The sequence below is a fragment of the Compostibacter hankyongensis genome (assembly GCF_039541075.1).
In the GTDB taxonomy this organism is placed as follows: Bacteria; Bacteroidota; Bacteroidia; order Chitinophagales; family Chitinophagaceae; genus Compostibacter; species Compostibacter hankyongensis.
Map to the genome: position 1 here is coordinate 237044 of NZ_BAABFN010000001.1, position 13719 is coordinate 250762.

Sequence of the window (13719 nt, forward strand, 5' to 3'; positions counted from 1 at the left end):
AAGATTGAGAACCACAAAAAAGGGTGAATGTTTTCGAAGACTTGTGAGTATGCCATCCGCGCCATGATTTTTATTGCGCAGAAATCCAGGGACGGTGATAAGGTGGGCATAAAAGAGATCGCCAAAGGCATTGATTCTCCTGTACATTTCATCGCCAAGATCTTGCAGGACCTGAGCAGGAAACAGCTGGTCGGTTCGGTGAAAGGGCCGAACGGCGGGTTCTATCTGGATAAAAATTCCCTGAAATACTCCCTGGCGGATATTGTAAGGGTTGTGGATGGCGATAAGCTTTTTTCGGGTTGCGGACTCGGTTTAAAACAATGTTCTGAAACGCATCCCTGTCCCATACACCACGAGTTTGGAAAGATCAGGCGGGAAATGCACGCCATGCTCGAAAAGGCGAAACTTGGGGAATTCACCGAAAAGCTGGAGAAAAACCTGATGTTCTTAAAAAGATGATAGTTTTTATATCTATTAAAGATAAAAAGGTCTTATTATCTGCTATGGAAAACCGGGCATGGTCATCTACCGGCCGGCGGATGACACTATAAAAATGAATATCAACAGATGAAACGGTATGTTTTTGGAAAAATAACCGTCCTCCTGACGGTTGCCGGTATGCTGGGGACGAATCCCGCCTTCTCGAGACAGCGGACCCAGCCCTACGGGTTCTCTTTTGCGGATGCGGCCACCTGGCCCTGGCTTTTATTGCTGTTTCTCCTCATCTTGCTGTGCGCGGCCCTGGCATTGAAATGGAAGATAAACGGTTTCAGGAGATCCATGCTGAGACAGGCCGGAAAGGAACGGGAAAAAAGACTGAAAGAGCATACTGCCCGTTTGAACAGCGACCAGGTCGAACAATTGCTGCGTTACAAACGCGCTCAGATCAGGAATAAGACGAGAGCGGCGACCGTCCTTGCCTTTTTGTTGCTGACCGTTGATTTTTCCGCGATGCCCGTTTCCGGCGTCATGGCACAGGGGGCAGACAGTCGACCCCTGCTGGGAGAAGCCGGTATCCTGATCACTATTTTCCTGCTGCTCATCCCGGTCCTGACCGGTATCGTTCTGCTGACCGTGAAGATCATCCGCGTCATACATCAGTATAAAGACAAACAGCGCCAGGAAGAAGCAGAACAGCTGGCCGGCTACCTGGAGTCGCTTCCCCCCGAGGAAACGGCCGCTGCATTGGAAAAGCGGAAGTCAGCGCTGGATTACCGGCTGACCCATGCCGAATTATCCGGTAACCGTGAAGCGGAAGACGATAAAGGGCTGCTGCAGCTGCATGCCCCGGCCGGCCTGCCGCTTGTGGAACTGAAGAAAAAGGCCCAGCCGCGCCCGGCCGTAGATCCTGCATTGTCGCGGCTCATCCTCGGATATTTCGGCTGCGCCGTCTTCTGGCTTCTTTTCGGGACCACAGTAGGGGAATACCTGGGCATAAAGTTCGTCGCCCCGGATGCCGACCATCTGAGCTGGCTGAGCTTCGGTCGGCTGCGCCCGGTGCATACCAATGCGGTGTTCTGGGGCTGGGCTTCGCTCGGGATGCTGGGTCTGGGGTATTATGTGGTGCCCCGGGTAAGCAATGCGGCGCTGGCCAGCATAAAAAGAGGGTGGTACGCGCTGTTCCTGATCAACGCCGCAGTGGTGCTGGGGTCGCTCTGCCTCATGGGAGGTATCAACAACGGGGGCGGCGAATACCGGGAATACATCTGGCCCGTGATGCTGCTCTTTGCCCTGGGCCTGGTGCTGAGCCTGTCTGATTTTTTAAAGACGATCGCCCGGCGGACGACAAAAGAGATCTATATATCCAACTGGTATATCGTTTCCGCGCTCATCTTTGCCCTGGTGATCGTCACCGTGGCCTATGTGCCCTACTGGCAGAACGGTCTGGGCGAAACCATCGTACAGGGCTATTACATGCACCAGGGGGTGGGCATGTGGTTCATGCTGTTCACCCTTGGCCTGGTCTATTACTTCCTGCCCCAGCAGCTGAACAAGCCGATCTATTCTTACAGTCTCGGTATCCTGGCCTTCTGGACGCAGATACTTTTTTATACGCTTATCGGTACCCATCACTTTGTGTTCAGTGCCATCCCCTGGTGGCTGCAAACCGTCGCCATCGTGGGAAGCGGCGGGATGATCATCCCGGTGGTGGCCGGCACCACCAACTTCCTGATGACCTTTAAAGGTGCATGGTACAAGGTTGGGAGCAGCTATACCCTTCCCTTCTTCCTGGTCGGCATCGTCTTCTATTTTACCGGTTCGATGCAGGGAACGGCCGAAGCCTTCCGGAGCACCAACCTGATCTGGCATTTTACGGATTTCACAGTGGCGCATTCCCATCTTACGATGTACGGGATCATCAGCTTTTTCCTCTGGGCGGGCATGTATGCCATTATGCCCAGGCTGACCGGAAGGGAAGCGCCGCAGATCACCGTGGGAGCGCATTTCTGGCTGGCCCTTATCGGGTTGCTTTTCTATACGGTTCCGCTCATGTACGGGAGCACCCTGAAAGGCCTCTTATGGCTGCAGGGGAAACCCTTTATCGACGGCGTCGTGCTGATGGCCCCCTATTGGCTGTGGCGGGCTATCGGCGGCAGCCTGATGTGGATCTCTCATCTCTTTTTTGCGTACAACATATACAAGATGTGGCCGGCCCGCGAGTCCCCGGATATAAAAGAGCAGGCTATCCGGATACTGGGGGAAAAGACTGCCGCCGTTTGACTTATGCATAAATCGTCGCATGCACTATGGAATTTTTTGATAATCATAAAAAGCTTTTCACTGCCGCCGCGCTGTTCTTCGTGGGTCTGACCGTCCTGGTAGCCATTGCCCCGGCGATCCACAACCAGAACAGCAACGCATCGCTGCCCGGTGCCGCGGAATTGAGCCCGGATGCCGCCCGGGGGAAAGCGATATTCGTGGCCAACGGCTGCGTAGCCTGTCACACCCAGCAGGTCCGCAATGTGGATATGGACAAAATATGGGGATCCCGGCCCAGCCTGGCTGCCGATTACGCGGACATACACCGTACAGATTTCTGGAGGAATACGGCCACCCTGATGGGCACCGAACGCACGGGCCCGGATCTTACCGATGTGGGGAACCGCCAGCCGAGCAAAGACTGGAACCTGGTGCATCTCTTCAACCCCCGCATCGTGGTGAAGGAGTCGGTCATGCCGGCTTATTCCTGGCTGTTCACGGTCAAGAAAAGCCCTGACTCTTCCGATGTGGTCGTGAATGTGCCCCCCGGGTATCTGAAAGGGAAGGAAGGAAAGGTGGTGGCTACCCGGGATGCGCTCTACCTGGTGGCCTATCTCCGGTCGCTGAAGCAGGTGAAGCTGCCGGATGGGATGCCGCCGCCAGGGTTTTTGTATAAAAAGGAAGCGGCAAAAACGGAAGGCAAGCAACCGGCTGTGGCCGGCGGGCAGCAGCTCTTTACCGCGAACTGCCAGAGCTGTCACCAGGCGAACGGGGAAGGCCTTCCGGGCGCCTTCCCGCCCCTGAAAGGAAGTCCTGTCGTATTGGGAGATAATCTGGAAACCTATGTAGGGATCATTATGAATGGCTACGATGCAAGAGCGGAGTATGGGGTGATGCCGCCGGTAGGGACCAATATGGATTTTACCGAGAACGAGGTGGCTGCGCTGATCAATTATGAGCGCAGCAGCTGGGGGAATAACGGCAAGCAGGTGACACCCGAAGAGATAAAGAAGATCATGGATTTTGTCAAGCTAAAGCCTGCAGATAAATAATGCCGGGCATGATAATGCTTATTACACAGGGACGGGTTGATGCGAGGCGCGATCTGACCGTACCTGAAAAAAATAATAACAGATGAAACGACTGTTCTTTCTGCTGTGTCTGCTGCTGACCGCTTCTGCTGCCATGACCTGCCCGGTCTGCGATACCCGGCAACCTGCGGCATTGAGGGGTATTACGCATGGGACGGGCCCTGAAAGCCGATGGGATTATCTCATTGTGTGGGCCATGGTGGCTATCGTGCTGGCGACGCTTTTCTTTTCGGTAAAATGGATGATCCGGCCGGATGAGGGCGGAGAGGATCACATCAAGAATTTCATTTTAAACAATCCGTAAATGGAGGAGAGAAGCACCATATTTGTTTTTATAGATGATGAAAGCAAGCCTTTGGCGAAGCTGGTATCGCCGGTCACCCTTGAGCTGGATACCCGCAAATTACCCGACGGCGATCATGTGCTGAAGATCGTCAGCAAGGATCCTTCCGGGAAAGAGGGTATCCGGAAGATCCCCTTTGTAGTGCGGAACGGACCCGCCATTGTAGTGGAAGGCATCCGGGAGAACGATGTGGTGGACGGCGTCCTTCCCCTGATGGTCAACGCATACGGGAAGGGCGATCAGAAAAACTTTGTGATCGTCGGCAGCGAAACGCCCAAAGGCATTCCCTCCTGGGTCTGGATCATGGTGGTCGGATTCTTCGGCTGGGCCCTGTATTATCTTATTACTTATTTCACTATTTAAATATCAGCATGGTCATGAAATGGAGCAGACTGATCATCATGATGAGCATCTATATGTGGATAGGATTTACCTGCGCCATCAGCTTTATGGAAGCCTGGCTGAAATTCCGCGCGCCGGGCGTTTCGCTCCCGGTGGGACTGGGGATCGGCAGGCTGGTCTTCTCCGCTTTGAATAAGGTGGAATGGGGGTTTGTGATCGTGCTTACGGCCTGCTTCCTGTTCGGGGAAGACAGGGGATTGCTGACGCGGATGAACCTTGTGCTGTATATCGTGATATTGCTGCTGCTCGCTCTTGAAACCTTCTGGCTGCTCCCCCGTCTGGACGCCCTGGCCGCCGTCGTCATCAGCGGAGAGCCGGTTGCCCCCTCCCGGCTGCATATCTATTTCGTGGCGGCCGAGCTGCTGAAGACCCTTGCATTGCTGTTCCTGGGCGCCGGACTGTTCCGCGCTTTCCATCTTGCAGACCTGAAGACCGTCATACCTGTTAGTTCACCCATAAAACCAGATTAATATGATTATCACGCAAACGCTGGATGTGACCCAAATTGAGCCGAGGCTCAAGCACCCCACTATATTCAGTCATTTTGATGCGCTTGAGCCCGGAGAAGGGTTCTGTATTTCCAATGACCATGATCCCAAGCCATTATACTATCAATTGTTGGGAGAAAGAGGCAACATCTTTAGCTGGGAGTACCTCGAAAACGGTCCCGATCTGTGGCGGATAAGGATCGCCAAAAATGAAGCGGAAGAGGGTGAGGTTACCGTAGGAGCGATTGCCGCCGGGGACAGGCGGAAGGCCGAGGTGTTCAGAAAGATGGGAATCGATTATTGCTGCGGCGGGCAAAAGACGCTTAAGGCGGCCGTAAGCGAAGCCGGTATACCGGAGGAGCGGCTCCGGGCGGCCCTTAAAGAAGCGGAGAAGACTGCGCCTTCCGGGCCCGTGCACGATTATGACGGGTGGGATCTCGGCTTCCTGGCTGATTATATTATCAATATCCATCACCGTTATGTTAAGGACAATGCCGAAGCCATAACGGAGCTGGCGCTTAAAGTAGGCCGGAGGCACGGGGATCATCATCCTGAATTAAATATACTGTCTGAGCGGGTTCATCTCTTTATGGATGATCTGCTGCAGCATATGGTGAAGGAAGAACGCGTATTGTTCCCGCAAATCAAGCGGATGGCCGCCGGCGGGAATGCAGGCGCTGTCGCTCCGGGGCTGATAAGCAATGCCGTAAAAATGATGGAGCAGGAGCACACCACCTCGGGCGACGATCTTCGCTTTTTCCGCCGGATCACCAGCGATTACAGCCTGCCGGCAGATGCCTGTAATGCTTATGCCCATCTTTTTGAGCAGATGAAGGCATTTGAAGATGATCTGATCCAGCATCTTCACCTTGAAAACAATATTTTATTTCCAAAGGCGGTGAAGCTGGAAGAAACATGGCCTGCCTGATGCAGGGGATAATAAAGAAGCATCAAACTTTTTATCATGACACAAAAACCGATTAAACGGGATGAAAACATACGGCATTTTTCAAAGGAACATCACTTCAGCCTGCTGTTTTGCTGGAAAATACGGCAAGGCATAAAGAAGGATGTCGACCGGGAACGGATACGCCGATATGTGAAATACTTCTGGGTCAAATGCTTACAGCCGCATTTCCAAACCGAAGAGGAACTCCTGTTTGTGCCGTCGGGAAGCAGGATGGTACAGCGGGCCCTGAACGAGCATAAGCTTATCGGCGAGCTGGTTGCCGTTATCCTGAAGCCTGCCGCCCGGGATGTTTCAAAAAAACTTTCCCTGCTGGCCGACGCGATCAACGATCATGTGCGGTTCGAGGAGCGGCAGCTGTTCCCGCATCTTGAAAAGAAGCTGGGCAGGACAAAGCTGCAATCCATCGGTGAACATATGCCCGAGGAGATACCCGCAGACGAATACCGGGATGATTTCTGGAACTGGCCCTCCACGTTGTGAAAAAGTTCCGGCCGTAAAAGCTTTCTGAGATGACCGTCATTTATCCATATACGAAGATATCCAGCATCATCAGGGCCGATAAGGACAGCATAACCGCGATCTCGTCCCTGTCCCGGCCGCTTGAGAAGCTGCGCAACCCGGTGCTCCGGAAGGTCATGGCCTCCCGGGTGACCGTGGCGGAAGCGGCCCACATCGGCGGCTGCTCGCTGGAAGATATTGCCGCCGTCCTGCGACCGTTGGGTTTTTATCTTATGAAGGGCGACGAAGAGACATCTGATGATAAGACCGGGAAAAAGCCGGCGTGGCTTTTGGAGGCGCTGCGCGATAAAGGCTGCGCTATACACATATGGGAGGTTGCAGCGGGGGATGTACGGCTGCTGATATACAAAAAATGAAGGTATAGGTCATGGATAATGTGCGCATCGGAAAAGCTCCGCCCGTATGGGCGGTGTTGCCGTTCTTTGCTGCGGGAACGATATTCTTTTTGGCCATGGCGGTAATGCTGCTGCTCTCGGGCGATAGCCTTCGGGGAAATTACTTTGATCCGCGGTTGCTGGCCATTGTGCATACCGCGGCGATCGGATGGGGCACCATGATCATTTTTGGGGCGGCTTATCAGCTGCTGCCGGTCGTTTGTGAGCGGGATCTGTACAGTCCCCGCCTGGCGTTGTTGTCGTTCGTGCTGTTGCTGGCGGGGGCTGTTCTTTTGATCGGCAGTTTCTGGTATTTCCGGACAGGCCCGTTGATGATCGCTGGCGGCATTCTTGTCGTGCTGTCTGTCTTGTCCTACTGCATCAATCTTTACGGCACTGTCGGCATTTTTCATAAGCCGGACATACAGCGGTTATTTCTGCTCAGCTCTGCCGCCTGGCTGTTATTTACCGTCACAATCGGGTTATTACTCGCTGTAAACCTCGCCTATCCGTTTATCGGCAGACCGCATCTGGAGATACTGACCTTACATGCGCATGCCGGCCTCGCGGGATGGTTTTTACAGCTGATCACCAGCATTGCCAGCCGGCTGTTGCCGATGTTTCTTCTGGGTAAGCCCCGTCCCGGGAAATGGCTGCAGTGGTCGTTCCTTCTTCAGCAGACAGGGCTGGTCCTTTTTCTTGCGGACAGTTATTTCAATGGCAGCAGCTGGCGGGTTATGCTGTATGCCGCTGTTTTTTCAGCCGGCATCTTCCTGTTCATGTATTATCTGTACAGCGCTTTTCGTGGCAGGTTGAGGAAGACGGTTGATCTTCCGATGAAGCAGAGCCTTTTTTCCTTTGTTTTTTTATGGCTGGCCATAGCCTGTGCCCCCGCTGTATATTTCCTGACCGATAGCCGCTGGACGGTCATCTATGGTCTCTTGCTTTTTTGCGGATGGATCAGCGGCCTTATACTGGGTCAAACCTTCAAGACGCTGCCTTTTATCATATGGAATTTTCATTACAAAGCGGTTAACGGAAAGATAAAGACGCCCCTGCCCCGCGATCTGTACAGTGCTTCCCTGGTCCGCTGGCAGCTCACCGGCTTCATCCTCTCCCTGGCCGTGCTGGGAACAGGGATAATTGCGGACCGGGCGATGCTGATCCGCTCCGGCGTTTGGCTGTGGCTGATTGTCGCTGTCCTGTACATGTGGAATGTGTCAAGAATTTTCAGTCACCGTATCAAAAACAACACTGATGAAAGTGGACATACATGACCCGTTTTTCAGCCAGAAAATGACGGCGTTGCATGCGCTGCACGGCGTGATGGACCCGGAGCTGTTTATCAACATCATAGACCTCGGTCTGGTCTATGACATCAGCTTTCTTGAAGAGGAGAAGATCATCATCATCATGACGCTCTCCACCCCGCATTGTCCCCTGGGGGAGGCGATAAGATCGGGTGTGGGGAATGTGCTGCGTCCGCTCTTCCCGGAGCGGGAAGCAGAGATAAGGATCGTATGGGAGCCGGCCTGGAGCCCTGCCATGATCACCGAAGCGGGGAAGCAGGAACTGGGTATATAGCCGTAAGATCAGGGACCTGATGACCTTCCCTGCTGACAACGGCCGGGCCTCAAACAATCTTTTTCCGGTGAACGAAATCCCCGAAATGTTCGCCTGCCAGCCTATCCCCGGAGAAGCGCTGCAGTATGCCGCCCAGCTCCTGCAGGATATCCGCCTCGGCCAGCATTTCCTTATATAAAGTATTCAGGCGGTCCCCGTTATGACTGGCGCCCAGATACAGGTTGTACTTTCCGACGGTGCGGCCCACAAGTCCTATTTCTCCCAGTCGCGAGCGTGCGCAGCCGTTGGGGCAGCCTGTCATGCGGATATTGATCTCTTCTTTTTCAAGCCCGTTCTCTTTCATGAGGATATCCAGCTTGTCGATCAGCGAGGGCAGGTAGCGTTCTGCCTCTGCAAAGGCCAGCCCGCAGGTATTCAGGGCCACGCAGGCCAGGGAGCTGAGCCGCAGTCCCGTATAAGCGGCGCTGTCCGCTATATGATAAGCCTTCAGGATGTCTTCGATGGCGTTTTTATCCGCCGCCTCCACATTTCCGATGATCAGGTTCTGATTGCCGGTGAGCCGGAGATCGCCCCGGTGTATGCGGGCTATCTCGCGCAAAGCGTCCTTTAGCGCCCGTTTCCCGTTGTTTCTGACCCTTCCGTTTTCCACAAAAAGCGTGTAGAACCATTTTCCGTTGATGCCCTGCAGCCAGCCGTACCGGTCGCCGTTGGTGTCAAAATGGTAAGGGGCGGCGGGTAGGAGCTCCCGGCCCAGCCGGTTTTGCAATTCGGCCACAAACCAGTCCATTCCCCTGCGGTCGATCGTATATTTTATGCGGGCGTTTTTGCGGTTCAGCCTGTCCCCGAAATCGCGCTGAATGGCCATGACCGTTTCGGATACGGCTATGATCTCTTCAGGAGCAATAAAGCCGATCACATCGGCCAGGCGGGGATAAGTGCTGCTGTCGCCAAAGGTAGCGCCCATGCCGCCGCCTGCACAGACATTGAACCCCTTTAGTTTTCCGTCCTCTTCAATGACGATAAAGCCCAGATCGCTCGCAAAGATGTCAATGTCGTTATTGGGCGGCGTCGCAATGCCGATCTTGAATTTCCGGGGGAGGTACCTGCGCCCGTACAGGGGTTCCTGCTCCTGCTCGGGGCTGCTGATCACTTTTTCCTGATCCAGCCATATCTCGTAATAGGCCTTTGAGCGGGGTTTGAAGTATTCGCTTAGCCGGACGGCATGGGCATACGCTTCTTCGTGGACGGCAGATTGATACGGATTGGGATTGCACATCACGTTCCTGTTCACGTCGCCGCATGCGGCAATGGTGGTGAGCAAAGCGTCGTTGATCAGTTTAAAGCTGGCCTTCAGGTCCTTTTTCAGGATGCCGTGGAACTGGAATGACTGGCGGGTGGTCAGCTTCAGGGTCCCGTTGCCGTATTGATCTGCCAGCTCATCCAGCAGGAGCCACTGGGGAGCCGTTACAATGCCGCCGGCCGCGCGCACCCGGACCATGAACTGGTACAGCGGCTCCAGCTTTTGCCTTTTCCTTTCCTTTTCGAGGTCCCTGTCCTGCTGCTGGTAGGAGCCGTGGAACTTGAGGATCTTCATATCGTCGGGAGTTAAAGATCCGGTCAGCGGATCCGTCAATCCCTGCTCAATATTTCCTCTCAGATAGTTACTGTTCTCTTTCAGGTGTTCTTCCGGGGAAACCGCTTCCTCCGCAAATGTTTCTTGATTCATCGGACGATTCAGATTGTAGTAAAATACGGGTAGTTCTTTTGTCTGCTAATACACATCGCTTTGATAACGGCCGGAATGCTGGAGGGTCTTTATATACGCTGCGGCTTTCTCCGGGCTCATCCCTCCGTATTCCCGGATAATGCTGCTCAGGCTCTTGTCCACGTCTTTGGCCATATGTTCCCTGTCCCCGCAGACATAAAAATGTGCGCCGTTCTCCAGCCAGTCGAACAGCTCTTTCCCGTGCTCCAGCATTTTGTGCTGCACATAGACTTTCTCCCGCTGGTCTCTCGAGAAGGCCACACTGGCCCGGGTGAGCGTTCCTTCTTTAAGATGACGAAGCCATTCGGCCTGGTAAAGGAAGTCCGTGGTGAAGTTCCGTTCCCCGAAGAAAAGCCAGGACTTACCTTCGTCTCCCCTCGACGCCCTTTCCTGGATGAAGGCCCGGTAAGGGGCTATCCCCGTCCCCGGCCCCACCATGATAACAGGAGCGTCGGGATCGGCCGGCAGTCTGAAACGGGTGTTGGGATCCACAAAGATCCCCACCTGGTCCCCTTCCTGTATCCTGTCTGCCAGGAAAGAAGAGCAATGGCCTTCCCGGGAACGGCCGTGCGCGGAATACCGTACTGCCGATACCAGCACGTGTACTTCATCGCCGACCATACCCTGACTGGATGCGATCGAATACATCCGGGGCGTATTTTTACGTAGCAGGGATAGCCATATTTCCGGGCTGAGGTCAGCGGGATAAGCGGCAATGAAGTCGAGGATATCCCGTCCGTGCAGATACTTTTTCAGCCTGCCGTCGTCGGCCAGGATTTCTTTTATCTCCTTGTTTCCGGTAATCTCGGCATGGCGCCTGAGGGATACGGCGGTCAGAGGAGTCAGCTCATAGTCTTCCATAAGCGCATCCTTCAGCGTTTTCGGGCCCCGGTATGATTCAACAAGCTCTTCTCCGGAGGCCTGTAAAAGACCCAGCGCCCCATCCACCAGCCGGTTGGAGTTCAGCGCATAAATACCCAGCGCGTCTCCCGGTTCATACCGGAGACCGGAATCGCCCAGATCGAGCTCCAGATGGTAGGTTTCTTTGGTTGAGCCGCGCCCGTTGAGCTTGATCTTCTGCAGTACGGTAGCGGAGAACGGGTGTTTCCGGTCGTAGCGGGGCGAGCCATCCTGAGGAGCAGTCTTGTCTCCGGGGAAGCCGATCAGTAAGCCGTTATGACTTACCGACAACTGTCCCAACGCGGTGATCACTTCCTTTATCCATCGTTCATAATCGTCCTCAAAGTCCACATCGCAATCGATCCGGGGCACCATGCTGCTGGCATTTAACTTTTCAAGGGCTTCTTCAAAATCCTTTCCGGTCTTACAGAAGTAAGTATATGATGTGTCTCCCAATGCCAGTATGCTGTAAGACAGGTGGTCCAGCTTCCGCGCTTTGCTGCTTTGCAGGTACTGCAGAAAATCTTCCGCCTGGACCGGCGGTTCGCCGTCCCCGTCGGTGCTGACGATGATCAGCAGCTGGTCTGTATCCGAGAGCTCCTTTATCTTGAATGAGTCCATGTCGGATACTTTTACCGCCCTGCCCGCTGCCTTGATCCGCTTTGCGGCTTCCCCGGCCAGCCGCTCGCTGTTACCGGTATGGGTACCGTAAAGGATATATACCGGCTTGGCTTCCGGAGCGGTGGACGGTGCCGTCTCATCTTGTCTTTCCGCCGGCAGCGGGGTTTCCAGCAATGGACTTATCCCGGCAAAGTAACCGGACAGCCATTGGGCCTGTCCGGCGCTCAGGCCGGACAGGGACTCCACGAGCTGCTTCCCCTGTGTTTCCGAAAAAGGCCCCTTTACTATTCCTGTTGTCCAGTCCATCTTGATCAATTGCCCGGCTGCGGGGTGTAACGAAGATATTCATTCACGGTCCTGTGTCCTTTGGGGAAAGTCTTGGGTATATCGGCGTCTTTGACAGAAGTGGCAATGACAACATCCTGCCCCGGTTGCCAGTCCACGGGAGTGCCCACGCTGTATTGCGAAGTCAGCTGCAGGGAGTCCAGCACACGGAGTATCTCTGTGTAGTTTCTTCCGGTTGAAGCGGGATAGGTGATCACAGCCTTGATCTTTTTATCGGGACCGATAAAAAATACGGATCTGACCGGCGCTGTTGAGGAGGCATTGGGATGGATCATCCCGTACAGTTCGGATACCTTATGATCCGGATCCGCAATGACGGGGAAGTTTACCGTGCAGTTTTGCGTCTTGTTGATGTCCTTGATCCATCCGTGGTGGGATTCGAGATCGCCTACGCTTACAAAAATGACCTTTGTTCCTCTTTTTGCAAATTCGTCTCTTAACAGGGCTGTGCGACCGAGTTCCGTGGTGCAGATAGGCGTATAGTCGGCAGGGTGTGAAAAAAAGATACCCCAGCCGTTTCCCAGAAATTCGTGAAAGTTGATGTTGCCGTCTGTGGATACTGCGCTGAAGTCGGGAGCAGTATCGCCGATTTGTAAGCTCATGTGGTGTGGTTTAAGATGTGTGATAATTATTATTGTTAATATATAGGACTTATAGGTTTATAATAAGCATTTCTCATCTTCCGTTCTTCAGGCTCAGGCGCTGACCGGGTCCGGGCTTATATTGATCTCTTCCCGGAGGAACTTGATGAAATAATCAAAGAATACGGGATATTCCCTTTCCCTGATCCTCGCCATAAACTGATTCCTGAAAAAGCCTTCCTTGGTTACCTTGATGGCCTTTATCTCCTCGGTGATATAGGGCCTCAGAGCCCAGTTGGCCATGACGATCACCCCCATATTGGCCTTTGCCATTTCAATGGAGGCCTCGGTCAGGGGCAGTACGATCAGCTTCTTCGGATTAATCCCCTTGGGTATGAGCAGGGACCGGAAAACCGATACGGTATCCAGCGGCAGGGAATGTATAATGAGGGGGATATTTGCAAAATCCTCAGCGCTCACATATTCCTGGCCTGCCCAGGGATGATGCTGCGATACCACAGCGAGCATTTCGTCGGTAAAAAGCTCGATATACTCGATCTTGTCTGTTTGTTCGGGATTGCTGGTAATGGCAAGATCAAGACTCCCGTCCATCAGCTTTTCAATGGGCCGGTGCGTAGCCTCGAAGACGATCTCTACCTCTACATTCGGGAAAGCGCTTTTGAATTTCTTCAGCACCGGCGGCAACCAGTGATAGCTGGTATAGCATTCGGTGCTGATCTTGATCACTCCCGTTTCCCCGTTCATCATTTTTCTGATCTCCGCTTCTGCCGCATCCAGCTCTTTTAATACCAGGTTGGCTGTGGCATATAGCCGCTTTCCCGCCGGGGTAAGGATCAGCTTCTTGTTCCTTCTGAAGAAAATGGGCGTCCCGAGCTGCAGCTCAGCCTCCTTCAGCTGGTAGCTCAGCGCGCTTTGTGAAAGATGCAGCTGGTCAATGGCCCGGGTGATATTGCCTTCTTCTACAATTGCCTTTATAAGCCTGAGATACCTCGTTTCCATGTCGCTCCTTGGATGA

Annotated in this window: 15 protein-coding genes; 11 read left to right on the top strand and 4 right to left on the bottom strand. The window is 53.7% G+C overall.

What is annotated here, in order from left to right:
* Positions 1-27 precede the first annotated feature (27 nt).
* The 11 genes from ABD851_RS00910 (at position 28) to ABD851_RS00960 (ending at position 8471) form a co-directional block, all read left to right on the top strand.
* Positions 28-459 carry an RrF2 family transcriptional regulator gene (locus ABD851_RS00910; RefSeq protein WP_344973847.1) on the top strand — a complete coding sequence of 144 codons (432 nt, stop codon included), beginning with the start codon at positions 28-30 and terminating at the stop codon, positions 457-459.
* 108 nt (positions 460-567) lie between these two features.
* Positions 568-2721 (top strand): cbb3-type cytochrome c oxidase subunit I, encoded by a 2154-nt coding sequence (locus tag ABD851_RS00915; protein WP_344973849.1) that lies wholly within the window; start codon positions 568-570, stop codon positions 2719-2721.
* Between the two features lie 26 nt (positions 2722-2747).
* A complete protein-coding gene (locus tag ABD851_RS00920; protein ID WP_344973851.1) occupies positions 2748-3752 on the top strand; it encodes a cytochrome c in 1005 nt (334 codons plus the stop codon).
* Positions 3753-3834: 82 nt separating this feature from the next.
* The gene (locus tag ABD851_RS00925; RefSeq protein ID WP_344973853.1) at positions 3835-4095 is read left to right on the top strand and encodes a hypothetical protein; all 261 of its coding nucleotides are present in this window, start codon (positions 3835-3837) and stop codon (positions 4093-4095) included.
* Complete coding sequence (locus tag ABD851_RS00930) at positions 4096-4497, top strand: cytochrome C (RefSeq protein WP_344973855.1); 402 nt, start codon at positions 4096-4098, stop codon at positions 4495-4497.
* 14 nt (positions 4498-4511) lie between these two features.
* The gene (locus tag ABD851_RS00935) at positions 4512-5006 is read left to right on the top strand and encodes a hypothetical protein (protein ID WP_344973857.1); all 495 of its coding nucleotides are present in this window, start codon (positions 4512-4514) and stop codon (positions 5004-5006) included.
* A 1-nt stretch (position 5007) separates the two neighbouring features.
* Positions 5008-5952: an iron-sulfur cluster repair di-iron protein gene (gene ric / locus ABD851_RS00940; protein WP_344973859.1), complete on the top strand. Its 945-nt coding sequence runs from the start codon at positions 5008-5010 to the stop codon at positions 5950-5952.
* A gap of 36 nt (positions 5953-5988) precedes the next feature.
* Entirely contained in the window at positions 5989-6474 is a 486-nt protein-coding gene (locus ABD851_RS00945; protein WP_344973861.1) for a hemerythrin domain-containing protein, read from the top strand.
* 29 nt (positions 6475-6503) lie between these two features.
* Positions 6504-6869 carry a hypothetical protein gene (locus ABD851_RS00950; protein ID WP_344973863.1) on the top strand — a complete coding sequence of 122 codons (366 nt, stop codon included), beginning with the start codon at positions 6504-6506 and terminating at the stop codon, positions 6867-6869.
* An 11-nt stretch (positions 6870-6880) separates the two neighbouring features.
* A complete protein-coding gene (locus ABD851_RS00955; RefSeq protein ID WP_344973865.1) occupies positions 6881-8164 on the top strand; it encodes a hypothetical protein in 1284 nt (427 codons plus the stop codon).
* A complete protein-coding gene (locus ABD851_RS00960; RefSeq protein WP_344973867.1) occupies positions 8145-8471 on the top strand; it encodes a metal-sulfur cluster assembly factor in 327 nt (108 codons plus the stop codon). Before ABD851_RS00955 ends, ABD851_RS00960 begins: the two co-directional genes overlap by 20 nt.
* A gap of 49 nt (positions 8472-8520) precedes the next feature.
* Here ABD851_RS00960 and ABD851_RS00965 read toward each other — a convergent pair whose 3' ends face one another.
* The 4 genes from ABD851_RS00965 to ABD851_RS00980 form a co-directional block, all read right to left on the bottom strand.
* A complete protein-coding gene (locus ABD851_RS00965) occupies positions 8521-10197 on the bottom strand; it encodes an NADPH-dependent assimilatory sulfite reductase hemoprotein subunit (protein WP_344973869.1) in 1677 nt (558 codons plus the stop codon).
* Between the two features lie 45 nt (positions 10198-10242).
* On the bottom strand, positions 10243-12063 hold the full coding sequence (locus tag ABD851_RS00970) for an assimilatory sulfite reductase (NADPH) flavoprotein subunit (RefSeq protein ID WP_344973871.1): 1821 nt from the start codon (positions 12061-12063) through the stop codon (positions 10243-10245).
* Positions 12064-12068: 5 nt separating this feature from the next.
* Entirely contained in the window at positions 12069-12704 is a 636-nt protein-coding gene (locus ABD851_RS00975) for a peroxiredoxin (protein ID WP_344973874.1), read from the bottom strand.
* Positions 12705-12797: 93 nt separating this feature from the next.
* Positions 12798-13703 (bottom strand): LysR family transcriptional regulator, encoded by a 906-nt coding sequence (locus ABD851_RS00980; protein ID WP_344973877.1) that lies wholly within the window; start codon positions 13701-13703, stop codon positions 12798-12800.
* Between the last annotated feature and the right edge of the window lie 16 nt (positions 13704-13719).